A 25,210-nucleotide genomic window follows, 5' to 3' on the forward strand; every position below is an offset into this window, starting at 1 on the left:
TTTATCCGGTTGGCAAAAAACCGAGAATTGTTTCAATTACAACCGTTAATATTGGAATCGCCATCACTAAAATTAAAATTTTCCCTGCTAATTCGATTTTTGAAGCAATCGCTCCTTGTCCTGCATCTTTCGTAATTTGTGCGCCAAATTCTGCAATATAAGCAATTCCAATAATTTTCAGCAGCGTTTCCACATACACATTGCTCACTTTCGCTTCATTTGCAATACGCTCAATCATCGTTAAAATGGAGTGAATTTGATCGATTACAAGTAAAAACATAACGCTACTGACAAATACAACAAACAATGAAGTTATACTCGATTTATGCTGCTTCAATACTGCCGCCAAAAAAGTCGCCACAAGCCCAAGTCCTACAATTTGTAATATTTCGATTCGAATCGCCCCCCTTTACTGAAAGAGAAAGACGCTTTTAATCTTGTCAAACAAATTGTTAATTAAAAATGCAACCTGAAATAAAATAACAACAAAACCAACGAGAATAACCCAATTGGCAATATCTTCTCGCTTTAGTTCTTTCAGCACAGTATGAATGAAAGCTAAAATAATACCAATACCTGCAATTTGAAAGATTAATCCTACATCGATCGACATTACCATTCCCCCTTACAACAATAAAATAACGATAAGTAATCCTGCTAATACGCCTAAACTTTTCAGCATTTTTTCGTACTGGATTTGCATTTCCTTTGCTTCGCCTTCTTCTCTCTCTAGATGTGTAATACATAAACGAATATGCTTTTGCTGTGATTCGCGATCGTGTTGTCCTAACGTTTCTCCAAATTGCTGTAAAATTTCATATTCTGTTTGCTTCAGTGCTGTGAGTTTCCAATTTTCTTGTAAGCTATCCATCCACGCTTCCCGTACAGTTTGCTCTCCCGTTTGTAATCGCTCATGAAAGCTATGAAAAAACCAGTTCAAAGGCTTTGGCATTTGTTTTACAAGGCGTGCAGCTGCCTCAGATAACGGAGTATGCCCATACATAATTTCCGCTTCTAACGATTGCAGGGCAGCCTTTAACAATCGCAGTTGACGAGGGCGCTCACTATATTTTTTCGCATGTGAAAAACCAAAAAACGTTGATACCGCAACAATAAGTGCAGCGCCAAAGAATTTAATCATACGCTCAGCACCTTCTCCCCTCGGCGCATTGGCCTTCCGTTACCATCTTTCATGTTTATAATAGTTCCTGGTCCTTTTATTTTAGAAAGTTCAATAAAACGTTCAAACACGCCCAGCTCTATGATTTTTCGCAGCGAAGGTCGTTTCAGTATGTCTTCGTATCCAAATCCATGTGCACTAATAAACAATTGAACACCAGCATGAACAGCTTCCATAATCGCTTCGCTATCCTCTTGCCGGCCAATTTCGTCAACGATTAATATATCGGGACTCATTGAACGAATCATCATCATCATACCTTCTGCTTTTGGACATGCATCTAGCACATCTAATCTTGTTCCAAACTCATATTGCGGAACACCTTTCACGCATCCAGCAATTTCTGATCTTTCATCTACGATACCAACTTTACAAGAAGGAACATGTTGCCCTGGAACACCGGCACTCATACAGCGCGCTACATCACGCAATAATGTTGTTTTCCCTGTTTGCGGCGGACCAATAATCATCGTATTTAGCCAACGCTTCTCGTATAAATACGGTAAGAGAGGCTCAGCAATCCCCATTTTCTGCCGAGCAATTCGAATATTAAATGACGCCACATCTCGAATCATTTTCACTGCACTCTTTTCCATAATTACCTTTCCTGCTAGGCCAACCCGGTGTCCCCCACGCAGCGTGACATACCCTCGCTTCAGCTCTTCTTCCATCGTATAAAGTGAATATTGACTCAATTTATTCAGTAAATATGCCGCGTCTTCTACCGTCACGATATAGTTATAAAAATGCGCTTCCCCGCGCGCAATACATTCAAGCGGCCGACCAATCCGAATCCGTATTTCTTCTAATGTGTCATATTCTTTGCAGTCTTGTATAAAACGTTCGATTTGCTTTGGCAACATCTCTAATACTTCTTTCATAGCTCTCTCCCCATCACATCGCTATTTCAGTACTGCAATAAAAATACAACCAATCCCAAGCACCAGAAAAAATAGTTTCAAAAATGAAATTTCGTTCGTAACACTCGCAATTCCAACTGACATCGTCACAATCAAAACAGTCGGTCCAACAAATGCAAGCATGCCATTTACGAACAATGCTTTTTTTACATCATTGAAATACAACATAAGCAAAGCGGCGAAAATCTCCATGCTCCCCGAAAAGATTCTAAGAAGCGCCATCACTAGCACAGACGTTTCAAATGCCGCTAGCCACTGCTTCATCCTCTCACCTTCTCTCGTTATCCTTACACCGTTCTAACAGCACACATATATCTTGCTGAAACAAGATGAAAGAGTACGTTTGTACAACCATATGCAAGGGTTGTCTATTTCAGAAGCAGAAAAGTAATTTTTTAATTATCAAACAGAAATAGTCGGAATTTTCTGTTAAATTATGGTATACTGGAACAAATAAGGAGAAAAGCATGAAAGTTTCTAAAATCACTCTTACTATCTCAGTAGAAATAGTTGCTATTTTCTTATTTACAAAGCTTATTGATTGGTCATTTATAGAAATTTTCTTTTTAGGGAGTTTAGCCATTTTCAGTATCACTTGGCTATTGCCTTTAAATATGAATCGCAACGCCAATATGGAGCGTGCTATCACAAAAAGCTGGACAGGAGTTGATACCGGGGAAGTAACACCTTTTCAAGTTCGTATGAATCCCTATATGATTGGAACCCTCCTTCTGCTTACGATTAGTTTTATTATTACCGTCATTTACTACATACCTTATTTCACATAAAGTGAAACTTCCGTCAGTGGGGGTTTTATTCATCCCCCACTGACGGTTAGTTGAACCAATCGGGCTTTTACGGGCAGTTAGCCCCCACCTATCTTCTTTGCTTCTCTCTGAATCTTGAGGTGGGGGTCTTACTGCCCGTTAATGCGGGATAAAAAGAGGCACTCATGGATGACCCATGAGTGCCTCTTTCAATTACGCACGAGAAACGTATTTTGATTCTCCTGTGTTGATAATAAGCATTTCACCTTCATTAATGAAGATTGGTACTTGTACAACTAGACCAGTTTCTAATGTAGCTGGTTTTGTTACGTTAGAAGCTGTGTCACCTTTAATACCCGGTTCCGTTTCAACAACTTTTAACTCAACAGTGTTTGGAAGTTCCACACCAAGTACTTCGCCTTGATATGTCATGATTGATACTTCCATGTTTTCTTTCAAGAACTTTAATTCGTGCTCGATTTGCTTTTCAGCCAGTTCGGTTTGCTCGTATGTTCCATTATCCATGAATACATGCTCTTCACCGCTTGCATATAAATATTGCATACGACGGTTTTCGATATGTGCTTTTTCTACTTTTTCACCAGCGCGGAATGTTTTTTCTTGAACAGAACCTGTACGAAGGTTACGTAATTTAGAACGAACAAACGCTGCACCTTTACCCGGTTTTACGTGTTGGAAATCTATAACCTGCCATAGGCTATTGTCCACCGCAATTGTTAAACCTGTACGAAAATCGTTTACTGAAATCATGCAAAAAATCCTCCTGTGTATTACAAAATAATAAGTTCTTTCGGAGATTTAGTTAACACTTCATTACCTTCAGCTGTTACTATAATATCATCCTCAATGCGAACTCCGCCTACATTTGGAATATAAATTCCAGGTTCTACAGTCACAATCATTCCTGGCTCAAGTACCGTTTCAGAGCGGAATGCCAAACTTGGTCCCTCATGAATTTCCAGACCAATTCCATGACCTGTAGAATGCCCAAAATACTCACCGTATCCTTTTTCAGTTATGTAGTCACGCGTTAACGCATCAGCTTCACGGCCAGTTAAACCAGCTTTAATGCCGTTTACACCGCGTAGCTGCGCTTCTAATACGATATTATAAATTTCCTTTAATTTGTCGGACGGCTCACCTACTGCAATTGTACGAGTAATATCAGAGCAATATCCTTTATAGTAAGCACCGAAGTCTAATGTAACAAAATCTCCATTTTCTATCAATTTTTCAGATGCCACGCCGTGCGGCAATGCTGAACGAAGTCCCGAAGCAACGATAATATCAAACGAAGAAGAAGTTGCTCCTTGCTTTCTCATGAAAAATTCAAGTTCATTTGACACTTCAATCTCAGATACTCCCGGGCGAATAAATGATAGAATATGTTCAAAGGCAGCATCTGCAATCTGTGCAGCTTCCTTTAATATCTTAATCTCTGAATCAGTCTTAATCAAGCGTAACTTTTCCACAATACCAGAAGTTGCAACAAATTCTGCATCAACTTCTTCTTTATATGCCGTATAAGAGCTGTATGTAAGAGTATCTTGCTCAAAACCAAGCTTTTGGATTCCTAAGTCTTTTACTTGTTTTGCAACTTCTTCAAGAATCGCACCTGTATGCTGCACGATCTCATAGCCCACCGTTTGTTTTTGCGCTTGTTCAACATAGCGAAAATCTGTAATAAACAAAGCGCGTTCATTTGAAATTAATACAACTCCTGCCGTTCCTGTAAAGTTTGTCATATATCTACGGCTATGTTGATTCGTTAATAGAATGCCATCAATACCAGCTTCTCCAAATGCACTTCTTAATTTTGTAAGTTTCTCCATTGATTATGCCTCCCCGATTTTCTCCAATAATGCAAGTAACGCTAAGTGATAGCCGTACAAACCAAATCCCACAATTTGTCCTGCTGTGACCGGCGCCGTAACAGATACATGACGAAACGATTCGCGCTGATGAATATTTGAAATATGCACCTCAACAACAGGAATCGAAACGCTCGCAATCGCATCACGAATTGCATAGCTATAATGCGTAAATGCTCCTGGATTTAGAATAATTCCTTTATATGTACCCTCAGCCTCATGAATGATATCAATAATGGCACCTTCATGATTGGATTGGAAACACTCTAGCTCCACTCCCAAACTTTCTGCTTGTTGTTTCATATCTGTTTCTAGCGATGCTAACGTTCCCGTACCATATACATTAACCTCTCTCACACCGAGGCGGTTTAAATTAGGCCCGTTAACGAGGAGCAATTTATTCATATACCTAACTCCTTAATAAAAAAAATGTCTATATAACATTTTACCATACCTCTCACTTATTTGAATAGTTTGTCTTTTCCCCATTCCCTATACCCTTTTCGTTATTCACCTCAAACGAAACAGAATATGCAATAAAAACACCATATAAAATAAAAATACATGCTGTCGTTACAATTGTTGTCCTAGGCATTTCTAACGCACTTCTTATGACAGGTGCAACAGATCCAATTACAAAAAATAATATTCCCCACCATATAAGACCGTATATAATGCCTGGAATCACACCTTCAAACTTACTCAAAGTTACCTTATATACAAATGCCACAACAATTGAAAGAATCCCCATACACACAATTGCCGCTACGTTTCCCCATACACCTTCTTTCCAATTTCCAAGTGCAAACGGGAGCAACAAATAATTTGGACCCGCATCAGTAAAGGAAAAAATATGGAGAAAGTACCAAACAGCTCCCCAAAACAAACCTCCAAACACACCAATTTGGGCTATTTTTTTCGTGACAGATTGTTCTTGTTTCACATCCACACCTCCACCTACTAGTATGTCCGAAACTTGTTTAAAGCATGTTTAAATACTGCAGAATTTGTCTATAAAAAGAATAGGAAATGTCTGACTAACCTGCTGATTTTCCTTGTCAGAAGTACACTTTTGTCGATAAAATAAAGGAAACTGTAGTGTTGTCATGCAATATAATGACAACACCTAGAGTCGCTACCTCTTTTCTGATAAGAGAGAAACAAATACAGGTTGGTGTTGACATGACAGAGAAGACAAAACAAATCTACGGCGGTCAAGCAGTAGTAGAAGGAGTTATGTTTGGCGGTAGAGAATATACTGTTACAGCGATTCGTCGCAAAGATAAATCTATCGAATTTTATCGATTACCTCGTGCCCGTAATAAAGTGTTATCAATGTTTAAAAAGATTCCATTTTTACGCGGCATCGCGGCAATTATTGATGCAAGTGCAAACGGGGCAAAGCATTTAAACTTCGCTTCAGAACGCTTTGATGTACATCCTGCAGATGATGAACAATTCGTACCCAAAAAAGAAGAACAATCGAAGCTAACGATGATACTTAGCGTTGCAGCAGTCGGGGTCTTATCCTTTATCTTCGGAAAAGTGATTTTCACTGCGGTTCCTGCACTTTTAGCAGAACTGACAAGACCCGTTTTTCCATCTCATACTGGGCAAATCATTGTCGAAAGTATCATTAAGCTTGTATTATTACTCAGCTACATTTACTTTGTTTCATTGACTCCACTTATTAAACGTGTATTTCAATATCACGGGGCGGAACATAAAGTAATTAATGCTTATGAGAATAATCTTCCATTGACAGTAGAAAACGTACAAAAACAAACTCGTCTCCATTATCGGTGCGGTAGTAGCTTCATTTTATTTACTGTTATTATTGGGATGTTTGTATATTTTCTCGTTCCAACAGATCCTCTTTGGGTTCGTCTTATAAATCGTATTTTGCTCATTCCTGTAGTGCTTGGTATTTCATTTGAAGTACTGCAATTTACAAACAGCTTACGAAGCGTTCCAGTACTCCGCGCATTAGGATATCCCGGTCTATGGCTTCAGCTGTTAACAACGAAAGAACCAACAGATGATCAAGTTGAAGTAGCAATTGCATCTTTTGAAGAACTATTGCGTCTAGAAAAGAGACAGCAATAACTTTTTCATATTATTATTCAACTCCTTCGCCTTTCGTTAATAAACTAATTAAAATATCTTTCTTTTTAGGAGGTGTTCCTTATGAAGGCTCGCTCATTTATGTTCGCTCTATTTGTTGTAATTGTTGGGTTAGCAGTATTTAGCCTTGTATCATTCACAATTGAAAATCCAATGGGAGTTGTAAAAAACATTGCAATAGCGCTCATTGTTTTCGGTGTCTTTTATTTACTTTATAAGATGCTTACGAGTTCAAGCGGTTCAGCTAATAACTCACAATCTTCCTACAAACGTGCTGCGAAACAATCGAACCGAAAATATGGAAAACAAAATGTAACACCCCTAAGTAAAAATTTGTTAAAGAAAAATGCTTCCGATGCTAAAGGAAAAAAAGGAAATACTTCCTTCCTAAAACGAAAACGAAAGCAATCTCACTTAACAGTTATTGAAGGAAAAAAAGGCAAAAAGAAAGACCGCGCTTCCTTTTAGAGAAGCGTGGTCTTTTTTACTTTTGCTTAATAAATTCAATAACCTCTGCTAAATTCTTATCTTTCATAGAGTTTAAACGTAAATGATGCGTTTCAAAAGACAAGGATTTCGTCACTTCATTTGGCACAATTACACATTTTAACCCGGCTGCAACTGCAGCCCTTGCTCCATTCACGGAATCTTCAAAAGCAATGACTTCAGAAGGATGTACACCAAGTTCATTAACAGCACTCACGTATAGTGCTGGGTCCGGTTTTACTTGTAATACATCTTCTTTCGTTTTAATAACCTCAAAATATTTTTGTAATCCCAATTCCTTCAAAAAATTCGTCACCCATTTCCTTGAGGAACTAGAGGCCAAACCAATTTTCAAATTGAGTTTCTTTGCTTCTTCTAAATACTCGTTTACCCCTTCACGAGACACAGGTAATTTCATTTTTTCACGATGCAATATTTCTACTTTTTCTTCTATATGCTCTTTATTCCATTTTTCTTTTAACTCACCTTGCAAAAATGTATGTAAGACTTCATCTGTCGTTCCAATACATTTTGCAAACTCTTCAAGTGGCAATTCTCCTCCGTATTCACGTACAATTTCCTGATATGCTGCAAACCATGCCGTTTCTGTATCTACAATGAGTCCATCAAAGTCAAACACAATCGCTTTCAACATATCTTCCCCCTATGTGTGTAATCAGCATATATATTCTACGCTGTGCACCAATCTCCCTTTTTTACAAACAAAAAAGGAAACTGATCCTCAGTTCCCTCTCGTCTCTTACTGCGCCTGTTCTTCATTTGCCTTTTGAACACCACGAAGCTTCTCAACGCGAAGCTCATCTTGCTCAAAGTACTGCACTAAATCGCCAATACGATCGATAGCTTCCCAGCTTAAATGATGTTCAATTCCTTCTACATCATTATAAATCTTACTTTCATCTACACCGATAATACGCATAAACTGCTCTAACAATTCATGACGATAAACAAGGCGCTTACCAATCTTTTTCCCTTTTGTTGTTAATACAAGCCCTCTATATTTTTCATAAATTAGATATTCATCTTTATCAAGTTTTTGTACCATTTTTGTTACAGAGGATGGATGTACATTAAGCGCTTCGGCAATATCAGATACACGGGCATATCCCTTTTCTTCAATTAACAAATAAATTTGTTCGATATAATCTTCCATACTAGGAGTAGGCATCGGTTTCCTCCATCCAATTCATTTTATATATTCCGCACTAAGCAATCAATAAAATGATACAACAGAAAGGATATCGTGACAAGAGTGGAAACAGGCCTATTTTCCCAATACACAAAAGAACCCACATACATAACGTAGGTTCTATCATGGAAAATATTGCATTTCAGTATTTGGAAAATATTTATCGGAAAATGGGCAAGAAAACCCCATCTTCAAAACGCACAGGGCATAGCCCAGTTTAAGGTGGGGTTTTCTTCATCTCCCACTGATGGAAAGCTCTCACCAATCGGGCTTTTACGGGCAGTAAGACCCCCACCTATCTTCCTCGCTTCTCTCTCAAACTTGCGGTGGGGGTCTTACTGCCCGCGAATAGCGGGATAAATGGTTCCAGAGTAATCTTCACCTTCTTTTCTTAGTATGAGCGAAAGACTAGATGAAAACTCGGTTCAAACTTTTCCACTTTTACTCATCTGTATTCTTAAATATTCACTTTTTAAAAAGAGTATCTATCCTATCACTTAACGATATGGTAAGGTGTCGTATTAGCCCTTTTCTTCTACATTTTATATAAATTTTTATTTAAAGCCTCAAGGTTTTAACAGCTCTGTTCTGGGCTGTTTTTCGCTTGTATAAATTTACAAAAAGAAAAATAACATAAACAAAAAAGAAAAATACAAAATAATTAAAGTAAATTGTTGACGTGATGCTTTTATTATCGGTATCATATTTCTTCGTGAGCAATTATTTTTCGTTATACGATTTTTTTATTATTACTGAATTTTTGAGAGGGGAAATTTGATGTCACTTAAGAAGAAAACGCAAGTACGCACCGGCAAAATGGTACGTGAACTAATGTTAGCAGACGAAGATGTAAATGCTTCGCTAATTATGGTATATAGTGAAAACGGTGTAAACGCAGAAATTAAAATCGAGGGCTTAACGCCAAAATGTAACGAAGAATTATTTTTGAGCGGAAACGTAGATTGGAACAAGAGCGTTATTTATAAAATTGTCGATTTTACTGGCAATGCTGAAGTTGGTAAAGTGACATTAAGCGCAATGAACAAAAACAATGTTTCACTGCAGATCGAACGCGTCATGTGGAGTAAAGGAACAAAAGAAGAAACGGCAGAACTAGAAGACAATACACTATCAGTTGTCGAAACTCCAAACAAAAAGACAGCAGTTGAAACTTCAAAAGAAGTGACACCTGTAACAAAACCAGTTGTAAATGTTGCACCTACTCCAACATCAATTCCAAAGCCAGCGCGTCCAGAACCAGTAGTCAAAGCTACACCAACGCCTGTACAAAAAGAAGTAACTGTACCAACTACAGTACAAAAAGAAGTAAATGTGTCAACTCCAGTACAACCTGTAACGAATCAACCAAACTCTGAATTACAAGAAAAATATGTTCGTCTTGTAAAACAAGCTGTGGATGTATGTCAGGATTACGAACTTGGTATGGATGTAGACGATTCTATCGAAAATTTAAAAGATGAATTGCAAAAACAAGGAATATCGGTAGCATTTGATGCAGAAATTATGGATGTTGTAAACCGTTTACGATCACTAAAGCAAAAGGGCATTAAAGTAGAAAAAGTATTGAACTTATTATAAAAAATAAGGAGATNNATCTCCTTATTTTTTATAATTCCATTCGTCACTTTCATATTTTTCTTTTGCTAATGTTTCAACTTCATGCAGTTGTTCTTCTGTTAACTGATACGGAACAAGTTCAACATTTAACCCTTTCTCGAATCCAATCTGAAATGCATCGATAAGTTGTTTAATTGTAAATGTACGATCTGTTAATTCATTAATTGCGATTGCTTTTGAAGAGAACATTTTTTTCATACGTTCTTTCACACGTTCATTTGGAAACAGAAACAAATCATATAGCGTATCTAAGTCAATTTCTAACGGAATTGAGCCGTGCTGTAAAATAACTCCCTTTTGACGCGTTTGTGCACTTCCAGCAATTTTGCGCCCTTCTACAACGATCTCATACCATGACGGAGCATCAAAACAAACTGCTGAACGCGGATTTTTCAAATTATCGCGCTCCTCCGCTGTTTTTGGTACTGCAAAATATGCTTCTAAACCTAGTTCTTTAAATCCATCCAACAAACCTTGTGAAATGACGCGATATGCTTCCGTCACTGTTTTAGGCATGCTTGGATGATCTTCAGATACAATTACACTATAGGTTAATTCATTATCATGAAGAACGCCTCGGCCACCCGTTTGACGGCGTACAAAGCCAAAACCATTTCTATTCACTGCATCCATATCAATTTCTTTTGAAGCACGTTGGAAATATCCCACTGTTAACGTCGGAACTTCCCACTCATAAAAACGAATTGTTGGTGGCATTTTCTTTTCACTTTGCCAATTTAATAAACATTCATCTAACGCCATATTAAACGCCGGAGAGCATTCACCAGAATTTATATAACACCATTTTTCCTTTTCCATCCCACACCTCATATAACTAATTTTCCTCACATTCTCTAGTCTATCAAATTCGACAAAATTTGTGAAAGAATACGAAATTTCTTCTAATACAAAATGAACTTGTTGCATAAATACATATGGGCATTATAATATTGAAAGTAGGATAAGAAAAAAGGGAGCGATACAATCGTGTCAACAAATGTCATTATTTTACTAGCCATAACCGTAGGATTCATCGGCTACTCTGTATGGATGTATTTCTATCAGAAAAAATTAGTTAAAACACTTCCAGAAGAAGAATTTCGCGCTGGATATCGTAAAGCACAACTTATCGATGTTCGTGAGGCGGACGAATATAATGCTGGTCATATTTTAGGAGCGCGCAATATCCCGATTTCACAAATACGTCTTCGTTACAAAGAACTTCGTACTGATCAACCGATTTATATGTATTGCCAAAACGGTTTCCGAACAGGCCGCGCAGCACAGTTTTTAAAGAAGCACGGTTACAAAGAATTTTATCAATTGCAAGGCGGCTTTAAAACTTGGTCTGGTAAGGTGAAAAAGAAAAATTCATAATAAATAGCTAGCTTGTCTGTCACAAGCTAGCTATTTCATTCCATTTTACTAGCGATATACATTAAATTTTTCTTTACATCTTCACTATCTTGATCCCGAACATTTCGGTAAAGCAACTGGTATTCCACTTCCTTCTCTTTCCAAGTGAGCGTTGCAATATCTTCTCCATCCATTTCTCCGTCACTACTTTTAAAATAAGCTGTTATACCATTTGCAAGCTTTACTTCCTCTTGAAAATGATTTTGTTCTACAATAAAAGGAAAATTATACGAAAAGTTGGCAACTGTTAATTCAATATAATCTTTCATGCTTTTTTCACGTCGTTCATATTTAATACCAAGAGCAATGCGCTTATCTCCCATTTTTCGAACTACTGCTTTTGGGTTATCTTTTGACTCATACGGTAAATATGATGGTGTTTGAAACGAAAACGGGAGAACGTTTTTTACAGCTTGTACCGATACTGGATCAGACATCATATCTTCACTTGCCTCTAAACTTGCTGCAAAATTTTTTTCCTCGATCATCGTTTGTTGAAAAGAACATGCAGTTAGCACCATACTAGAAAACACGAAACATAGCATCCGTTTTTTCAATGTGTATCCGCCCTTTCTCAACATTCTCTTTTCTATCAAGATACAATTGAAGCTTTCGTATGTTATGTTCATATTCTCTTTTTCTTCCTGTTCCACCTCTTAAAACTTTCCTCGTTTATCTCACACAATTTGACAAAATTACCTTCCCTATTCTCACGCCAAGTATGATTGTTACGCGAATAGAAGAAGCATTATTAACAAAATAGAGTATGAAAAGCTTTTCATGTCAAGTGTTTCACCTCTATTTTCCTTATCCTTTTCCTGTATAATGAAAATAGAGGTGAAACATATGGTAAATATAAAACAAATTGCGAAAACGGCCGGAGTCTCTATTACGACTGTTTCACGCGTCTTAAATGAACATCCATATGTCAGTGCAGAAAAAAGAAAACGCGTCCTAGACGCTGTTGAAGAATTGAATTATGCCAAAAATGTAAATGCAGTTCATCTTCTAAAAGGAAAAACATATACGATTGGTGTTATGCTTCCTTTTATTAATCTGCCGTACTTTAGTACAATTATTGAAGGAATTGGAAACAAGGCGCTTGAAGCAGGATATCGCATTAATCTTTGTCAAACAAACTACGATAGCATTGAGGAAATACGTGTCCTCGAAATGATGAAGATGAAACAATTTGATGGAATGATTATTTGTTCCCGAGCAAGCTCATGGGATGCAATTGAACCTTATGCAAAGTTCGCTCCTATCATTTCGTGTGAAAAACTGCTACATCCTCTTATATCTTCTGTGTTTGTCAATCATTATGACGGCTTCCGTATTGGGACAGAATATTTATTACAAAACGGACACGAACACATTGGATTTTGTTTAGCGCGCGAAAAAAGTGTGAGTACAAAACAGCGCGAGCAAGCATTCTTTGATGCGCTTCGTACGGCTGGAAAACGCGCACAGACAGACTGGCTATTTTATCATTGTTACAACATTCAAGACGGCGCAAACGTAATCAAAAATATACTAACTATGAAAAATCGCCCCACCGCTCTTTTCGCTGCAAGCGACCAAGTGGCTGCTGGCTTATTAACAGAAGCGAAAAAACAAGGATTGCGAGTCCCAGAAGATTTAGCAATTCTTGGATTTGACAATCACCCCATTTCTGAGGCACTAGAAATAACCACCATTGAACATCCTGGACTAGCAATGGGGAACCGTGCTTTTTCACTATTTTATGAACAAGTACAACATGAGAAAATTATAGGGACTTCTGAAGAATTACCATTTCGTTTAATTGAACGAGGAACAGTGTAAAGCTCCTATTATTAGAGCTTTACACTGTTCAATTTTGTATACTTGCCCTTCTTGACTATATATTTTTTTTATCTTATACTTTAACTAACGAACGGTAGGTAGGGGATGAACATGACAGCAAACCGCATAAAATCTGTAGCACTTTCACACTTTGCACGCTATGGCTATGAAGGAACTTCACTAGCAAACATTGCACAAGATGTTGGTATTAAGAAGCCGTCCATATACGCACATTTTAAAGGAAAAGAAGAGCTATATTTTATTTGCTTAGAAGAAGCCTTACAAAAGGATCTACAATTCTTTAAACAGTATGTTACGAATCCAGAAAATGCACCGTTTGGAGACTTTTTATTCCGCCTTCTTAAAGATTACGGTCATCGCTTTCAAGAGGGCATTGAAACAATGTTTTGGCTTCGCACTTCATTTTTTCCACCCGATGCCTTTCGCGAGCAAATTGTAGAAAAAGCAAATGCATACATTGAAAACATCGGGCAGCTTCTAGTACCTATATTTGAACACGCAAAAGAAAAAAAAGAACTTTGTAACATTGAAGTAACAGAAGCTGTTGCAGCTTATTTATGTTTAATTGACGGATTAATGGTTGAATTTTTATTTGCTGGAATACAACCATTTGAAAATCGATTACACGCATCTTGGAAAGTGTTTTGGCGCGGATTATCAAAATGACGTATTGCATACGCAATGCGTCATTTTCCGGCCCCAAACCTAACGACTGGTAGGAAGGAGAATAAATGATGGAATGGATTTATGTTATTTTAGCAGGAATCATTGAAATTATTTGGGTAATTGGTTTAAAACATGCAACAACACCACTAGAATGGATCGGTGTAGCGATTGCAATCGCTTTTAGCTTTTTCCTTTTATTTAAAGCTTATGCAAAACTCCCTGTAGGGACTGTGTATGCTGTTTTCACAGGAATCGGAGCTGGAGGTATTGTGCTAACAGAAATTTTTGTTTTTGGCGAGCCATTTTCGATTGTAAAAATCTTTTTTATCGGTTTAATTTTTGTTGGTGTTATTGGTTTAAAACGAGTAACAGGTGAACAAGTAGAGAAGGAGGCTGCATAAACATGGCATGGTTATTTTTAATTATTGCTGGTATATGTGAGATTACTGGTGTTATCTTTATGAAGATAGCCACTGAAAAAAAAGGTTGGATGCCAAAACTCATTTTAGCTGCAAACTTCGGTGTAAGCTTCCTTTTCCTGTCTCTCGCAATGGATACATTGCCAATGGGAACGGCTTACGCAATCTGGACGGGAATCGGAACTGCAGGAAGCGCACTGCTTGGTATTATCATTTTCCGCGAATCTGCTGATTGGCGCCGCCTTGCTTTCTTAAGCTGCATCTTATGCGGTGCGGTTGGTTTAAAACTCATGAGTTAATGAGGTGAATGCTGTGTGGAAAAAAAGAGAAAAACAAATTATGACAGGAATCATACTTGCAATTGCACTCTTATTACAATCTATATTCCATATTGCAGAATGGTTATTTCATAAAGCATTTTTAATTATCTCTTTTATTCCAAACATGGCTCTTGAAGTAACTTCCGTTGCTTGGTCGATTATCGCTTCAATTGGAATTATCATCATTTGGATTATCGCGAAACTTTGGAATAAATTCTTTTTAAAAGACAGTTCTTCTGACAAGAAGTAGCTGTCTTTTTTCATATAATTCCTTCCTTTGCACATACTACCAAAAAAGGAGCTGATTATATGCAAACTTCTGTACATAAACATATTTTGCTACTATTTTTTGCCTTTATTGTATGTGTTGTATTTTTTAGTTTCGTACTACATACGTATAATGTGCCTGCTTATTCACCAAGTATGGTGTCAGTTTATAAATTTGTTATACATAATTTGTTGCATTAAAAAAAGACCAACATTTCCCTGTTGGTCTTTCATATATGTATCACTTCTCAAAGCGATTTAACATCTCATCTCTCATCCCAAAACTGACAACAGCAATCCCGACATACATAAAAATAAGAACTGCTGGATGTACTGTATTGTACCAGTGGCTATCAATAATTAAATATACCGTTAATACTGTAACAAGTAAAAAAGCAACAATAAACATGTAAAAGTGTCTTTGACTACCCATAACGAACTCCTCTCTAAATTACTCATTTATTGTAACGAATTCTCCCCTATGACTCAAGACTAACTTTCCTGTAAATGGTCTAACTCAACTTTCACAATATCATGACAAGCGATTGGAATGAGTGTTCCTTTACTATCGATTGCGGTTACACTTTTATTATCTAATACGTGATGTTTCACTCTCTCTAACATTTTTTCTGTATCTTGGTAATAAAATTCTTTAATATCCTTAATCATCTCACCATTTTCTAAATGGTACACCATCCTATAACGCTTATAGCCCATCTTTTTCATCCCCTTGTTCATTTCTTCACATATGTATGAAAAATTGACATTTTTGCTTCTCATTTACTTTAATTTCATTAAAATTCTAACAAAAATACACAATTTTATCAAAGGGACTTTTTCAACAAAAATGTTGAGAAAGTATGAAAATTCCACAATCTTACATAAAACCTGCAATTTTATAACATCTTTTTTAGGTAATGATACTTTCTTCGGCAATATATGAAAAGAACTCGCATATAGCGAGTTCTCTCCAACCTATTATTGATGATTAAACTTGTACCATAGATGGTTTTTGATAACGTAAAACCGGCTTACGCGCTGCCATTGTTTCATCAAGGCGCTTAATTACTGTTGTATGCGGCGCTTCTTGAACCACTTCTGGGTTTTCTTCTGCTTCTTTTGCGATTCGAATCATCGTATCAATAAATCCATCTAATGTTTCTTTTGACTCTGTTTCTGTCGGCTCAATCATGATACATTCTTCCACATTTAATGGGAAGTAAATTGTTGGCGGATGGTAGCCGAAATCAAGCAGACGTTTTGCAATATCAAGTGTACGTACGCCAAGTTTCTTTTGACGACGACCAGATAAAACAAATTCATGCTTACAATGTCTATCGAATGGAAGATCATAGAATGGAGCTAATCTTCTCATCATATAGTTAGCATTTAATACTGCATATTCTGTTACTGCACGAAGTCCGTCTGGGCCCATAGAACGAATATACGTATACGCACGAACATTAATGCCAAAGTTACCATAGAATGGTTTTACACGTCCAATTGCTTGTGGACGATCGTAATTAAAGTGGTAACCACTTTCTGTTTTCTCTAAAATTGGTTTTGGTAAAAACGGAATTAAATCTGCTTTTACACCTACTGGACCAGAACCTGGGCCACCGCCGCCATGCGGACCTGTAAATGTTTTATGAAGGTTTAAATGTACAACGTCAAATCCCATATCTCCTGGGCGCGCTTGACTTAATACCGCATTTAAGTTTGCACCGTCATAGTACAATTTACCGCCTGCATCATGGACGATTTGTGCCATTTCTAAAATATTCTCTTCAAATAGTCCAAGTGTATTTGGGTTTGTTAACATAAGCGCTGCTGTTTCTTCGTTCACAACACGTTTTAAATCCTCTAAGTCAACAAGACCATTTTCATTTGATTTTACCGTAATTGTTTCAAATCCTGCTACTGTTGCAGATGCTGGATTTGTTCCGTGCGCAGAGTCAGGAACAATAACTTTTGTACGGTTATAGTCACCGTTTGCTTCATGGTATGCACGGATTAACATTAATCCTGTCCATTCGCCATGCGCACCAGCTGCTGGTTGAAGTGTAACAGTATCCATACCTGTAATTTCGATTAAATGTTCTTGTAAATCGTACATTAATTCCATTGCACCTTGCACTGTTTTTTCATCTTGAAGTGGATGAATGTGTGCAAAGCCTGGGAAACGTGCCACGTTTTCATTGATCTTTGGATTGTACTTCATTGTACAAGATCCTAATGGATAGAACCCAGAATCAACACCGTGGTTACGATTTGAAAGAGCTGTGTAATGGCGCATAATATCAAGTTCAGATACTTCTGGAAGCTCAGCATCTTCTACGCGGATATAATCACTCTCAAACACATCCTCTAATTTTACTTCTTCTACATCTAATTGGGGTAAGCTATATCCTACGCGTCCTTCTCTACTCATTTCAAAAATAAGTGCTTGATCTTGATTCTTCATTGGATAGCCCCCATTTCGTTTACAAGTGTGTCAATTTCTTCTTTTGTACGAAGCTCTGTTATAGCTAGAAGCATATGATTTGTTAATTCTTTATAATCACGGCCTAGATCATAACCACCAATTATATTCTTTTGAATTAATGCATCCTTTACTTCTTGTACTGGACGTTTGCAATCTACAACAAATTCATTGAAGAACGGTCCAGCAAATGTTACTGTAAAGCCTTTTGCTTCAAGTTGACGTTTTGCGTATTGTGCTTTAGAAACATTTTGACGTGCCATTTCCTTTACACCCTGTTTTCCAAGTGCTGTCATTGCAACAGAAGCTGCTAGTGCGTTTAACGCTTGGTTTGAACAAATATTAGATGTCGCTTTATCACGGCGAATATGTTGCTCACGTGCCTGCAGCGTTAATACGAAACCGCGTTGTCCTTCAGAATCCACCGTTTGTCCTACAAGACGTCCTGGAATTTTACGCATAAACGCTTTTGTTGTTGCAAAATAACCGCAGTGAGGGCCACCAAACTGTGTTGGAATACCAAATGGTTGTGCATCGCCTACAACAACATCCACTCCAAATTTACCAGGCGGTGTTAACGCTCCTAATGCTAATGGGTTAGAAGAAACGATAAATAATGATTTTTGCTGATGAACGATTTTCTCAATATCAGCTAGTTTCTCTACTTGTCCGAAGAAGTTTGGATATTGAACGATTACGCAAGCTACTGTATCATCTACTTTGCTTTGTAATTCGTTTAAGTCTGTTATGCCATCTTTATAATCAATTTCAACAACCTGAAGATGTTGACCTTTTGCATATGTTTCAAGAACTGCTCTTGATTCTGGATGAACTGCTTTAGAAACAAGAATTTTCTTTTTACGAGTATGACCTGCTGCTAGCATCGCCGCTTCTGCTAACGCTGTACCTCCGTCATACATAGAAGAGTTCGCTACATCCATTCCCGTTAATTCACAAATCATTGTTTGGAATTCAAAGATTGCCTGTAATTCCCCTTGTGAAATTTCCGGTTGGTATGGTGTATAAGCTGTATAAAATTCTGAACGAGAAAGAACATGATCAACAATTACTGGTGCATAATGATCATATACACCTGCTCCTAGGAAGGAAGCATAGTCTTTTAAATTTGCGTTTTTACGAGCAAGCTCAGACAGTTCTTTTAAAAGTTCTGGTTCTGATTTTGCTTGTTTGATATTTAAATCCCCTTGAAAACGAACGCTTGTTGGAATATCAGAAAATAATTCATCAATCGATTGTACACCAATCGTTTGTAACATTTCTTTTTTGTCTTCTTCTGTCATTGGAAGATAACGATGCAACATGAAATCTACCCCTCTCCCCGTTACTTTGAACGTTTGTAAAATGGTGTTGGAACGACAACTGCTTTGACGCGTTTGTTACGAATTTCAATTTCGACTTCTGTATCAATTGCTGCGTATTTTACATCAATTAGCGCTAAACCGATGCTTTTCTTTAACGTTGGAGATTGTGTACCACTTGTAACTTCCCCGATTTTTTCATCGCCTACATATACTGGGTAATGAGTACGCGGGATACCACGCTCAATTACTTCGATGCCGACTAATTTACGAGGTGCACCGTTTTCTTTTTGTTCCTTTAAAGTTTCTTTTCCAAAGAAATCTACTTCTTTGTTTGGTTTTACTGCAAAGCCAATTCCAGCTTCGATTGGTGTAATATCTTTTGATAACTCTTGACCATAAAGCGGAAGTGTTGCTTCAAAGCGAAGTGTATCACGCGCTCCTAAGCCACATGGTTTTAAGCCGTCTTCTGCTCCTGCTTCAAGAAGTTTCTCCCAAAGTTTTGCAGCATCTTCGCTCTTACAGTAAATTTCAAAGCCATCTTCACCTGTGTAACCTGTACGAGATACAAGCGCTTCTACACCATCTACAAGAACATTGTCTTTAAATTTAAAGAACTTAATTTCTTTCAAATCTTCTGACACAACTTTTTGTAAAATGTCTTCTGCTTTTGGTCCTTGAATTGCAAGTTGTGCAATTTCGCTAGAAACGTTGACTACTTGTACATCACCGCTTACATGAGACGCTAACCACTCGTAATCTTTTTCAATATTTGATGCATTGATTACTAATAAATAGTCTTCTTCCCCGCGTTTGTAGATTAATAAATCATCTACTGTACCACCATCTTCGTAACACATTGCCGTATATTGTGCTCCGCCTACCTTTAAGATAGAAACGTCGTTTGTAACTACACGTTGTAAAAATGCTAAACTATCTGCACCTTTTACTTCTACTTCTCCCATGTGAGACACATCAAAAAGACCTGCTGCTGTACGAACAGCCTCGTGTTCTTCTTTAATGCTCGAAAATTGAACTGGCAATTCCCAGCCACCAAAGTCAATTGTCTTCCCACCATACTTCGCGTATACATCAAATAGCGGTGTACGTTGTAATGTAATCATGTTCTCTCCCCCTTACGCTGTCTATGACAAATCAATAAAAGTTGGCTTCCCATATCTAAACATTTTTAATTCTGTAAAGATGGGATATACGGAATCTCACGCTTTTTTTTATGAAAGCGTAAATAAAAAAGTACTTTCTTGGATAAAATACGAAAGATTCCACACATTTCACATCATTATCCTAACATTTTTCGAGCCGTTTCATCAATATTCTAGCTAAAAAAATAATTTAGAATTTATAGAAGGTGAGATTTTATCCATGAATGTCGAAATTTCAATAGATCGTTCTTGGCAAGAAAACTTCTTAAAACGAATAGAAGAAGATGGTCCGTGGACAAATTGGGAACTATTTCATCTAGCATATCAAACTGAACAGTCCCTTCTCATTCCAACATTTGACGGGTTACAGGCACCCAAGCATTTACCTAGCTTCACGCCACTTCCACATCAGTTAGAAGTAGCACAAACAGTCATTGAACAAATGAATGGAAAAGCAATCTTAGCAGATGAGGTTGGTCTTGGAAAGACAATTGAAGCCGGGCTTATTTTAAAAGAATATATGGTGCGCGGGCTTGTGAAAAAAGTGCTTATTCTTGTACCTGCCTCACTCGTTTCACAATGGGCATATGAATTGAATACGAAATTTTTCATTCCAGCTGTCGCCCAAAGAAAAAGTTACTCCTGGGAGCAAGCTGACGTTATCGTTTCTTCCATCGATACAGCAAAGCGCTCTCCGCATCGTGACATTGTTTTAAATTTAGAATACGATCTCATTATTATTGATGAAGCACATAAACTAAAAAACAATAAAACGAAAAACTATGAATTTGCGCAACTATTAAAGAAAAAGTTTTGTTTATTACTTACAGCAACACCTGTTCAAAATCGTATTGATGAAATCTTTAATCTTGTCTCATTATTAAAACCTGGCCATCTCGGCAATCAATCTAACTTTGAAGAATATTATGCTTCTAAAAATCGCAACGCTGAAACAGATGAACATTTAAAAGAGCTTATCAATAAAGTAATGGTACGGAACCGCCGGAATGACACCGGCATTGAATGGCCAAAGCGACACGTTCATACGCTTTTTGTAGATTTCAATGAACAAGAGAAAGCCTTATACGATGCAATTGAAGGTTGGAAAAGACAAGATGCATTTACTTCTGCATTTTCTGCTTTAACCTTAAAGCGTGAGGCATGCAGCAGCCGTGAAGCTGTTTATTTCTCACTCAAAAAACATGTAGAAAAGCGTCAAAAAGAAGATGAACAATATACACCAGATCCATACATAGATGTGTTGATGGAAAAAATTAATTGTATTTCTTCCAACTCAAAAGCAAATAAAACATTAGAAATCATTAAAGAAATTAATGATAAAGTTGTAATCTTCACAGAATATCGTGCTTCTCAAATGTATTTGCAATGGTTTTTAAAGCAGCATGGCATCTCGTCTGTACCATTTCGCGGTGGATTTAAACGCGGTAAAAAAGATTGGATGAAAGAATTATTTCAAAACCATGCACAAGTATTGATTGCGACAGAAGCAGGTGGTGAAGGGATCAATTTACAATTTTGTAATTATATGATTAACTATGACCTTCCTTGGAATCCGATGCGACTTGAACAAAGAATCGGACGTATTCATCGTCTTGGACAAAAGCATGATGTTCATATTTATAATTTGGCAACGAAACATACAGTAGAAGAACATATTTTAAAACTGCTGTATGAAAAAATTAACTTATTTGAGCGTGTCATTGGCGATTTAGATGAAATTTTGACAAGAATTAATATGAAAAATATTGATGCGCACATTCAAGACATTTTTGCACATTCCAAAAGTGAAGGAGAAATCCGAATAAAAATGGAAAACTTGACGTCCATTATTGAATTTGCAAAACGAAATGAAACTGAGGTGCGTGGTTATGCAGCAACATGAAATTCATAATTATTTAAGTTGTTTTTTCGAGGCAAATAGCTGTGAAATTTTACAGCATTTTCCGCATTTACTAGACGTACAATTAACAATTGATATGGACAAGCTGCTGATGAACCGTCCATTTTACTGGCATTATCTTGAGAAAACCGGCGGCACACCAAATCCGATGCGACTTACATTCATTACTGATCCAAAACATGAGGAGAAAGAAGGCGAGCTCATTCACTATGGTTCTCCGCGCTTACATCAAATTTTCCAGGCTACAAAGGAATTAGGTGCTTACATCCGCTTATTTGAAGATGTTCATTCTAATGGGCACACAAGCACTCCGCTTCATCCTTGGCTTGGCGTCAATATAAAAGTCTCCTATCAATGTGATCGAAAAAAAGATATGCTATATTCCGTCGGTATCCATCTTATTTCTGGTACGATGATTACAAATTTTCATGAGGCATTAGCAATACTTCGTCTAACACCAAAAATCCCTGATTTTTGTTTTACATTAACACCTATTATTAAACCGCAAAGCGGGTTATCTAGAATTGAAGAAGCAATGAAAAATGTCATTGGGACAGACGATCACACATGGGCTGAAGAAGCAAAAGTGCGTTGGAATCACGATTTACAGCTATTAAATCGCTTTTACGAGGAAAGTGATGAATTACCAGAAAGCTACGCGATAGAAAAACAAGCATTGCAAGAACAATATGAACCGCGAATTACCATGCAAATTATAAACGGCGGACTCTTTTATGTCACAGCAAATCATTTTCTGACATAAAAAAAGCACCTTCTAGAAGGTGCTTTTTTTATCCCGCACTAAGGGGCAGTAAGACCTTCACCTCAAGATTCAGAGAAAGCGAAGAAGATAGGTGAGGGATAACTGCTCCTAAGAGCCCAATTGATTCAACTAACCATCAGCGGGGGATGAAGCCCCCTACTGATGAAAGTTTCACTTTATATTTTCCCATTATATTTTCGACCATCGTTATGTTCTTGTTGTTGAATTTTTGTCATTCGCTTTTGATATTCTCTCTGTTTTGCACTCACATGATTTGCATCTGTTTCTTTATTCTTCTTTGAACCGCCTGCTCCGTTACTCATTTTGTTCACCCCACTCGCATATACTTCACCATTAGTTTTAGCAATCATAATTTTCCTTATGCAAAAAAGTAAGGAGAGGCATTGGCCTCTCCTTACACATATTTTTGAAACATATCATGCAGCCCTTGATTCACAAGAAAAGAAATCTGCTCATCAGACTTATGAGGATAACGATCACGTAGTCGAATTGATGCCTTTATAATTAAATTTTCTAATACAGAACGCCCACCTTTTCCATAAATCGTTTCCGCATATTCTACCAACTTTCCGTCCTCAACTCTTGCAGGGTTTTGATCAAAGAAAAATTTACTCATTTATACCACCTCTTTTTGATAACGTTTACATTTATATAGATTCAATATGTTATTTATTTCACAATTAATGTATGCACGTATTAATGATTAGTTTCATTATAAAACAACATTGCCACAATATTAATGTGTAATTTAGACAAATTTGTGAACAATCCCAAAAAAATGAAAGCGTTTTAATTATTATATAACAAAAATGATTACCCTGCTAGAGGTAATCATTTTTTGTTTCTTATTCTCGCTTACTTTACAAACAGGAAACAGAAACCATACACAATCAATTATCAATGAAACAAAAGATATTTGTTTCTATTCTTCGTTTAATACACGCTCAAGACGTTTACGAAGCATTGGCATCCCACTGCCACCTGCTTGGAAATGACGCAGTTTACCTTCTTTATCAAATACGTAATACGCAGGGACATATTTATTTTCAAATGCATCTGTAATTACATGCTTGCTATCCACTAAAATCGGTTGAATGATATCATGACTTTCTGCCATTTTTTCAATCACCGCTAAATCTAAATCATCTTCTGAACGAGGCATATGAACTGCAACAACATTTAAACGATCATCGTACTCATCACGTAATTCATTTACTTCTGGCATTGCTTCTTTACATAGATAACAACTTACTGACCAAAAATGAATAAGCGTTGGTTTATCACCAATTAACTCTTCACGTGTGATTGTATCGTTTAACATTTGTGTTGCGCCTTCTAATGATGGCATTTGCTCGCGTAATTTCATAACTTTAATTCCCCCTTTAAATTATAACGTTTCTTGCCCTGGTTTCCAGTTCGCTGGACAAAGTCCACCTGTTTGTAGTGCTTGTAGAACACGTAATACTTCGTCTACTTCACGTCCGATATTGTTGTGATGTACAACTTGATACATTAATTCACCCTCTGGATTTATAATGAATAATCCACGAAGTGCAATACCTTCTTCTTCTAATAACACACCATAGTCACTTGATACAGTGTGATTTGTATCCGCTGCTAATGGATAGCGTAAATCACCTAATCCATTTTTCGTACGATCTGTGTTAATCCAAGCTAAATGTGTGTGCACTGTATCTGTAGAAACACCGATTACCTCTGCGTCTAAATCTTCAAATTCGTCATAACGATCAGAAAGGGCGATGATTTCAGTTGGACAAACGAAAGTGAAATCCATTGGATAGAAATATAGCACTGTCCATTTATCATTTTTCATATTTTCTTCTAAACTAACTTTTTTAAATTCTTTATTTGGCATCACAGCATTCATCTCAAAACGCGGTGCTTGTTTTCCTACTAAACGTTTTGTCATATCCCTATTCTTCCTCCTAAAAACTAATTAATATTTATTTCTACTTTATAATTATTACAATTAATATTATATATATATTATTAAATTAAAGTCAACATTAAATTAAAATTATTTTAATTTAAGTTTTTTTCTCATTTAAAAAAGTTTTAATGTTCAGAATTTTATTCATAAAATCCAAGCCGAGGAGGACTTTGATAAAACAAAACTATATGGCTTTATATGATTTCTAAGTTTGCAGTAGATGGATACGGAAAAATGAAAGCAATTATAATAAGAATTTGTTGGTTCGTTTCGGTAGGCATCAGAGCTGGGTTTCCTTTAGGTCGGTTATAAAATTAAGCAAGTGACTGAAGCAGAAATTTAACTTATAAAGTAAAACTCCCATCAGTGGGGGTTTTTTATTCGTTTGAAATAGAGCGTTTCTTTTTCTTTGGCTCTGTTAAAGAAAATCAAATAGCATA

Annotated in this window: 34 protein-coding genes; 12 read left to right on the forward strand and 22 right to left on the reverse strand. The window is 36.9% G+C overall.

Annotation, left to right across the window (positions count from 1 at the left end; translation table 11 throughout):
• Position 1 precedes the first annotated feature (1 nt).
• The 5 genes from spoIIIAD to CN326_RS06875 are packed head-to-tail and all read right to left on the reverse strand — an operon-like array spanning position 2 to position 2,364.
• Positions 2 to 400 (reverse strand): stage III sporulation protein AD, encoded by a 399-nt coding sequence (gene spoIIIAD / locus CN326_RS06855; RefSeq protein WP_253631174.1) that lies wholly within the window; start codon positions 398 to 400, stop codon positions 2 to 4.
• 9 nt (positions 401 to 409) lie between these two features.
• A complete protein-coding gene (gene spoIIIAC / locus CN326_RS06860) occupies positions 410 to 613 on the reverse strand; it encodes a stage III sporulation protein AC (RefSeq protein WP_020061584.1) in 204 nt (67 codons plus the stop codon).
• Between the two features lie 12 nt (positions 614 to 625).
• Positions 626 to 1,141: a stage III sporulation protein SpoIIIAB gene (gene spoIIIAB, locus CN326_RS06865; protein ID WP_098307651.1), complete on the reverse strand. Its 516-nt coding sequence runs from the start codon at positions 1,139 to 1,141 to the stop codon at positions 626 to 628.
• Entirely contained in the window at positions 1,138 to 2,061 is a 924-nt protein-coding gene (gene spoIIIAA / locus CN326_RS06870; RefSeq protein WP_098307653.1) for a stage III sporulation protein AA, read from the reverse strand. The genes spoIIIAB and spoIIIAA overlap by 4 nt, the downstream gene beginning before the upstream one ends.
• Before the next feature lie 21 nt (positions 2,062 to 2,082).
• The gene (locus CN326_RS06875; protein ID WP_141524987.1) at positions 2,083 to 2,364 is read right to left on the reverse strand and encodes a YqhV family protein; all 282 of its coding nucleotides are present in this window, start codon (positions 2,362 to 2,364) and stop codon (positions 2,083 to 2,085) included.
• 203 nt (positions 2,365 to 2,567) lie between these two features.
• On the opposite strand from CN326_RS06875, the gene CN326_RS06880 reads away from it, so the two are divergent.
• Positions 2,568 to 2,888, forward strand: coding sequence for a hypothetical protein (locus tag CN326_RS06880; protein WP_098307657.1), 321 nt, complete (start codon positions 2,568 to 2,570; stop codon positions 2,886 to 2,888).
• Positions 2,889 to 3,080: 192 nt separating this feature from the next.
• On the opposite strand, the gene efp is transcribed toward CN326_RS06880, so the two are convergent.
• The 4 genes from efp to CN326_RS06900 are packed head-to-tail and all read right to left on the reverse strand — an operon-like array spanning position 3,081 to position 5,702.
• Entirely contained in the window at positions 3,081 to 3,638 is a 558-nt protein-coding gene (gene efp, locus CN326_RS06885; RefSeq protein ID WP_098307659.1) for an elongation factor P, read from the reverse strand.
• Between the two features lie 20 nt (positions 3,639 to 3,658).
• A complete protein-coding gene (gene pepQ, locus CN326_RS06890) occupies positions 3,659 to 4,720 on the reverse strand; it encodes a Xaa-Pro dipeptidase (protein WP_098307661.1) in 1,062 nt (353 codons plus the stop codon).
• A 3-nt stretch (positions 4,721 to 4,723) separates the two neighbouring features.
• The gene (aroQ, locus tag CN326_RS06895) at positions 4,724 to 5,164 is read right to left on the reverse strand and encodes a type II 3-dehydroquinate dehydratase (RefSeq protein ID WP_098307663.1); all 441 of its coding nucleotides are present in this window, start codon (positions 5,162 to 5,164) and stop codon (positions 4,724 to 4,726) included.
• Between the two features lie 52 nt (positions 5,165 to 5,216).
• On the reverse strand, positions 5,217 to 5,702 hold the full coding sequence (locus CN326_RS06900) for a YqhR family membrane protein (RefSeq protein ID WP_098307665.1): 486 nt from the start codon (positions 5,700 to 5,702) through the stop codon (positions 5,217 to 5,219).
• A 239-nt stretch (positions 5,703 to 5,941) separates the two neighbouring features.
• On the opposite strand from CN326_RS06900, the gene CN326_RS06905 reads away from it, so the two are divergent.
• Together CN326_RS06905 and CN326_RS06910 are read left to right on the forward strand one after the other, a co-directional pair.
• On the forward strand, positions 5,942 to 6,865 hold the full coding sequence (locus tag CN326_RS06905; protein WP_098307667.1) for a DUF1385 domain-containing protein: 924 nt from the start codon (positions 5,942 to 5,944) through the stop codon (positions 6,863 to 6,865).
• Positions 6,866 to 6,946: 81 nt separating this feature from the next.
• Entirely contained in the window at positions 6,947 to 7,351 is a 405-nt protein-coding gene (locus CN326_RS06910) for an SA1362 family protein (protein WP_098307669.1), read from the forward strand.
• A 16-nt stretch (positions 7,352 to 7,367) separates the two neighbouring features.
• Here the strand turns inward: CN326_RS06910 and CN326_RS06915 are convergent, their stop codons facing one another.
• Both CN326_RS06915 and mntR read right to left on the reverse strand, forming a co-directional pair.
• On the reverse strand, positions 7,368 to 8,024 hold the full coding sequence (locus tag CN326_RS06915; RefSeq protein WP_098307671.1) for an HAD family hydrolase: 657 nt from the start codon (positions 8,022 to 8,024) through the stop codon (positions 7,368 to 7,370).
• 105 nt (positions 8,025 to 8,129) lie between these two features.
• A complete protein-coding gene (gene mntR, locus CN326_RS06920; protein WP_098307673.1) occupies positions 8,130 to 8,558 on the reverse strand; it encodes a transcriptional regulator MntR in 429 nt (142 codons plus the stop codon).
• A gap of 798 nt (positions 8,559 to 9,356) precedes the next feature.
• Between mntR and CN326_RS06925 the strand changes: the two genes are divergently transcribed.
• Positions 9,357 to 10,178 carry a hypothetical protein gene (locus tag CN326_RS06925; protein ID WP_098307675.1) on the forward strand — a complete coding sequence of 274 codons (822 nt, stop codon included), beginning with the start codon at positions 9,357 to 9,359 and terminating at the stop codon, positions 10,176 to 10,178.
• A gap of 21 nt (positions 10,179 to 10,199) precedes the next feature.
• On the opposite strand, the gene CN326_RS06930 is transcribed toward CN326_RS06925, so the two are convergent.
• A complete protein-coding gene (locus tag CN326_RS06930; RefSeq protein WP_098307678.1) occupies positions 10,200 to 11,036 on the reverse strand; it encodes a lipoate--protein ligase family protein in 837 nt (278 codons plus the stop codon).
• 168 nt (positions 11,037 to 11,204) lie between these two features.
• Here CN326_RS06930 and CN326_RS06935 point away from each other — a divergent pair, with 168 nt between their 5' ends.
• Positions 11,205 to 11,594: a rhodanese-like domain-containing protein gene (locus tag CN326_RS06935; RefSeq protein WP_098307680.1), complete on the forward strand. Its 390-nt coding sequence runs from the start codon at positions 11,205 to 11,207 to the stop codon at positions 11,592 to 11,594.
• 35 nt (positions 11,595 to 11,629) lie between these two features.
• On the opposite strand, the gene CN326_RS06940 is transcribed toward CN326_RS06935, so the two are convergent.
• Positions 11,630 to 12,214, reverse strand: a complete 585-nt coding sequence (locus CN326_RS06940; protein ID WP_098308033.1) for a DNA polymerase III subunit delta — start codon at positions 12,212 to 12,214, stop codon at positions 11,630 to 11,632.
• A 265-nt stretch (positions 12,215 to 12,479) separates the two neighbouring features.
• Between CN326_RS06940 and CN326_RS06945 the strand changes: the two genes are divergently transcribed.
• The 5 genes from CN326_RS06945 (at position 12,480) to CN326_RS06965 (ending at position 15,133) form a co-directional block, all read left to right on the forward strand.
• Positions 12,480 to 13,457 carry a LacI family DNA-binding transcriptional regulator gene (locus CN326_RS06945; protein WP_098307682.1) on the forward strand — a complete coding sequence of 326 codons (978 nt, stop codon included), beginning with the start codon at positions 12,480 to 12,482 and terminating at the stop codon, positions 13,455 to 13,457.
• A 105-nt stretch (positions 13,458 to 13,562) separates the two neighbouring features.
• Positions 13,563 to 14,144 carry a TetR/AcrR family transcriptional regulator gene (locus tag CN326_RS06950; protein ID WP_141524988.1) on the forward strand — a complete coding sequence of 194 codons (582 nt, stop codon included), beginning with the start codon at positions 13,563 to 13,565 and terminating at the stop codon, positions 14,142 to 14,144.
• 68 nt (positions 14,145 to 14,212) lie between these two features.
• Entirely contained in the window at positions 14,213 to 14,545 is a 333-nt protein-coding gene (locus CN326_RS06955; protein ID WP_098307686.1) for a DMT family transporter, read from the forward strand.
• A gap of 2 nt (positions 14,546 to 14,547) precedes the next feature.
• Positions 14,548 to 14,862 (forward strand): DMT family transporter, encoded by a 315-nt coding sequence (locus tag CN326_RS06960; protein WP_098307688.1) that lies wholly within the window; start codon positions 14,548 to 14,550, stop codon positions 14,860 to 14,862.
• A gap of 13 nt (positions 14,863 to 14,875) precedes the next feature.
• Positions 14,876 to 15,133 carry a DUF3975 family protein gene (locus tag CN326_RS06965; protein ID WP_098307690.1) on the forward strand — a complete coding sequence of 86 codons (258 nt, stop codon included), beginning with the start codon at positions 14,876 to 14,878 and terminating at the stop codon, positions 15,131 to 15,133.
• Between the two features lie 258 nt (positions 15,134 to 15,391).
• Here CN326_RS06965 and CN326_RS06975 read toward each other — a convergent pair whose 3' ends face one another.
• From CN326_RS06975 to gcvT, 5 genes are all read right to left on the reverse strand, one after another.
• Complete coding sequence (locus tag CN326_RS06975) at positions 15,392 to 15,583, reverse strand: hypothetical protein (protein WP_098307694.1); 192 nt, start codon at positions 15,581 to 15,583, stop codon at positions 15,392 to 15,394.
• Positions 15,584 to 15,642: 59 nt separating this feature from the next.
• On the reverse strand, positions 15,643 to 15,867 hold the full coding sequence (locus CN326_RS06980; protein WP_098307696.1) for a DUF3929 family protein: 225 nt from the start codon (positions 15,865 to 15,867) through the stop codon (positions 15,643 to 15,645).
• Positions 15,868 to 16,138: 271 nt separating this feature from the next.
• Positions 16,139 to 17,614, reverse strand: a complete 1,476-nt coding sequence (gene gcvPB / locus CN326_RS06985; protein ID WP_098307698.1) for an aminomethyl-transferring glycine dehydrogenase subunit 2 — start codon at positions 17,612 to 17,614, stop codon at positions 16,139 to 16,141.
• Positions 17,611 to 18,954 carry an aminomethyl-transferring glycine dehydrogenase subunit GcvPA gene (gene gcvPA, locus CN326_RS06990; protein ID WP_098307700.1) on the reverse strand — a complete coding sequence of 448 codons (1,344 nt, stop codon included), beginning with the start codon at positions 18,952 to 18,954 and terminating at the stop codon, positions 17,611 to 17,613. Before gcvPA ends, gcvPB begins: the two co-directional genes overlap by 4 nt.
• A gap of 20 nt (positions 18,955 to 18,974) precedes the next feature.
• On the reverse strand, positions 18,975 to 20,075 hold the full coding sequence (gene gcvT / locus CN326_RS06995) for a glycine cleavage system aminomethyltransferase GcvT (RefSeq protein WP_098307702.1): 1,101 nt from the start codon (positions 20,073 to 20,075) through the stop codon (positions 18,975 to 18,977).
• Positions 20,076 to 20,334: 259 nt separating this feature from the next.
• On the opposite strand from gcvT, the gene CN326_RS07000 reads away from it, so the two are divergent.
• Positions 20,335 to 22,017 (forward strand): DEAD/DEAH box helicase, encoded by a 1,683-nt coding sequence (locus CN326_RS07000; protein WP_098307704.1) that lies wholly within the window; start codon positions 20,335 to 20,337, stop codon positions 22,015 to 22,017.
• Positions 22,004 to 22,798: a YqhG family protein gene (locus CN326_RS07005; protein WP_098307706.1), complete on the forward strand. Its 795-nt coding sequence runs from the start codon at positions 22,004 to 22,006 to the stop codon at positions 22,796 to 22,798. The genes CN326_RS07000 and CN326_RS07005 overlap by 14 nt, the downstream gene beginning before the upstream one ends.
• Positions 22,799 to 22,974: 176 nt before the next feature.
• On the opposite strand, the gene CN326_RS07010 is transcribed toward CN326_RS07005, so the two are convergent.
• The 4 genes from CN326_RS07010 to CN326_RS07025 form a co-directional block, all read right to left on the reverse strand.
• Complete coding sequence (locus CN326_RS07010) at positions 22,975 to 23,169, reverse strand: hypothetical protein (RefSeq protein ID WP_141524989.1); 195 nt, start codon at positions 23,167 to 23,169, stop codon at positions 22,975 to 22,977.
• A 44-nt stretch (positions 23,170 to 23,213) separates the two neighbouring features.
• Complete coding sequence (locus CN326_RS07015) at positions 23,214 to 23,435, reverse strand: hypothetical protein (protein ID WP_098307708.1); 222 nt, start codon at positions 23,433 to 23,435, stop codon at positions 23,214 to 23,216.
• 306 nt (positions 23,436 to 23,741) lie between these two features.
• Entirely contained in the window at positions 23,742 to 24,185 is a 444-nt protein-coding gene (locus tag CN326_RS07020) for a TlpA disulfide reductase family protein (RefSeq protein ID WP_098307710.1), read from the reverse strand.
• A 21-nt stretch (positions 24,186 to 24,206) separates the two neighbouring features.
• The gene (locus tag CN326_RS07025; RefSeq protein ID WP_098307712.1) at positions 24,207 to 24,749 is read right to left on the reverse strand and encodes a peroxiredoxin; all 543 of its coding nucleotides are present in this window, start codon (positions 24,747 to 24,749) and stop codon (positions 24,207 to 24,209) included.
• Positions 24,750 to 25,210 lie beyond the last annotated feature (461 nt).

This window comes from Bacillus sp. AFS018417 (assembly GCF_002560985.1).
GTDB classification, from domain to species: domain Bacteria; phylum Bacillota; class Bacilli; order Bacillales; family Bacillaceae_G; genus Bacillus_A; species Bacillus_A rhizoplanae.

Excerpts from the sequence above, each read along its gene's own strand:
- CN326_RS06955 (WP_098307686.1), top strand. The coding sequence starts at position 14,213 with ATGGAATGGATTTATGTTATTTTAGCAGGAATCATTGAAATTATTTGG.
- spoIIIAC (WP_020061584.1), bottom strand. The coding sequence starts at position 613 with ATGTCGATCGATGTAGGATTAATCTTTCAAATTGCAGGTATTGGTATT.
- CN326_RS06915 (WP_098307671.1), bottom strand. The coding sequence starts at position 8,024 with ATGTTGAAAGCGATTGTGTTTGACTTTGATGGACTCATTGTAGATACA.
- gcvT (WP_098307702.1), bottom strand. The coding sequence starts at position 20,075 with ATGATTACATTACAACGTACACCGCTATTTGATGTATACGCGAAGTAT.
- CN326_RS06975 (WP_098307694.1), bottom strand. The coding sequence starts at position 15,583 with ATGGGTAGTCAAAGACACTTTTACATGTTTATTGTTGCTTTTTTACTT.
- CN326_RS06960 (WP_098307688.1), top strand. The coding sequence starts at position 14,548 with ATGGCATGGTTATTTTTAATTATTGCTGGTATATGTGAGATTACTGGT.
- efp (WP_098307659.1), bottom strand. The coding sequence starts at position 3,638 with ATGATTTCAGTAAACGATTTTCGTACAGGTTTAACAATTGCGGTGGAC.
- CN326_RS06930 (WP_098307678.1), bottom strand. The coding sequence starts at position 11,036 with ATGGAAAAGGAAAAATGGTGTTATATAAATTCTGGTGAATGCTCTCCG.
- CN326_RS06905 (WP_098307667.1), top strand. The coding sequence starts at position 5,942 with ATGACAGAGAAGACAAAACAAATCTACGGCGGTCAAGCAGTAGTAGAA.
- CN326_RS06980 (WP_098307696.1), bottom strand. The coding sequence starts at position 15,867 with ATGGGCTATAAGCGTTATAGGATGGTGTACCATTTAGAAAATGGTGAG.
- CN326_RS07005 (WP_098307706.1), top strand. The coding sequence starts at position 22,004 with ATGCAGCAACATGAAATTCATAATTATTTAAGTTGTTTTTTCGAGGCA.
- CN326_RS06925 (WP_098307675.1), top strand. The coding sequence starts at position 9,357 with ATGTCACTTAAGAAGAAAACGCAAGTACGCACCGGCAAAATGGTACGT.
- CN326_RS06875 (WP_141524987.1), bottom strand. The coding sequence starts at position 2,364 with ATGAAGCAGTGGCTAGCGGCATTTGAAACGTCTGTGCTAGTGATGGCG.
- mntR (WP_098307673.1), bottom strand. The coding sequence starts at position 8,558 with ATGCCTACTCCTAGTATGGAAGATTATATCGAACAAATTTATTTGTTA.
- CN326_RS07000 (WP_098307704.1), top strand. The coding sequence starts at position 20,335 with ATGAATGTCGAAATTTCAATAGATCGTTCTTGGCAAGAAAACTTCTTA.
- gcvPB (WP_098307698.1), bottom strand. The coding sequence starts at position 17,614 with ATGAAGAATCAAGATCAAGCACTTATTTTTGAAATGAGTAGAGAAGGA.
- gcvPA (WP_098307700.1), bottom strand. The coding sequence starts at position 18,954 with ATGTTGCATCGTTATCTTCCAATGACAGAAGAAGACAAAAAAGAAATG.
- CN326_RS06945 (WP_098307682.1), top strand. The coding sequence starts at position 12,480 with ATGGTAAATATAAAACAAATTGCGAAAACGGCCGGAGTCTCTATTACG.
- CN326_RS06880 (WP_098307657.1), top strand. The coding sequence starts at position 2,568 with ATGAAAGTTTCTAAAATCACTCTTACTATCTCAGTAGAAATAGTTGCT.
- aroQ (WP_098307663.1), bottom strand. The coding sequence starts at position 5,164 with ATGAATAAATTGCTCCTCGTTAACGGGCCTAATTTAAACCGCCTCGGT.
- CN326_RS07025 (WP_098307712.1), bottom strand. The coding sequence starts at position 24,749 with ATGACAAAACGTTTAGTAGGAAAACAAGCACCGCGTTTTGAGATGAAT.
- spoIIIAA (WP_098307653.1), bottom strand. The coding sequence starts at position 2,061 with ATGAAAGAAGTATTAGAGATGTTGCCAAAGCAAATCGAACGTTTTATA.
- CN326_RS07020 (WP_098307710.1), bottom strand. The coding sequence starts at position 24,185 with ATGAAATTACGCGAGCAAATGCCATCATTAGAAGGCGCAACACAAATG.
- spoIIIAB (WP_098307651.1), bottom strand. The coding sequence starts at position 1,141 with ATGATTAAATTCTTTGGCGCTGCACTTATTGTTGCGGTATCAACGTTT.
- CN326_RS06940 (WP_098308033.1), bottom strand. The coding sequence starts at position 12,214 with ATGTTGAGAAAGGGCGGATACACATTGAAAAAACGGATGCTATGTTTC.
- CN326_RS06950 (WP_141524988.1), top strand. The coding sequence starts at position 13,563 with ATGAACATGACAGCAAACCGCATAAAATCTGTAGCACTTTCACACTTT.
- CN326_RS06910 (WP_098307669.1), top strand. The coding sequence starts at position 6,947 with ATGAAGGCTCGCTCATTTATGTTCGCTCTATTTGTTGTAATTGTTGGG.
- CN326_RS07015 (WP_098307708.1), bottom strand. The coding sequence starts at position 23,435 with ATGAGTAAATTTTTCTTTGATCAAAACCCTGCAAGAGTTGAGGACGGA.
- pepQ (WP_098307661.1), bottom strand. The coding sequence starts at position 4,720 with ATGGAGAAACTTACAAAATTAAGAAGTGCATTTGGAGAAGCTGGTATT.
- CN326_RS07010 (WP_141524989.1), bottom strand. The coding sequence starts at position 23,169 with ATGATTGCTAAAACTAATGGTGAAGTATATGCGAGTGGGGTGAACAAA.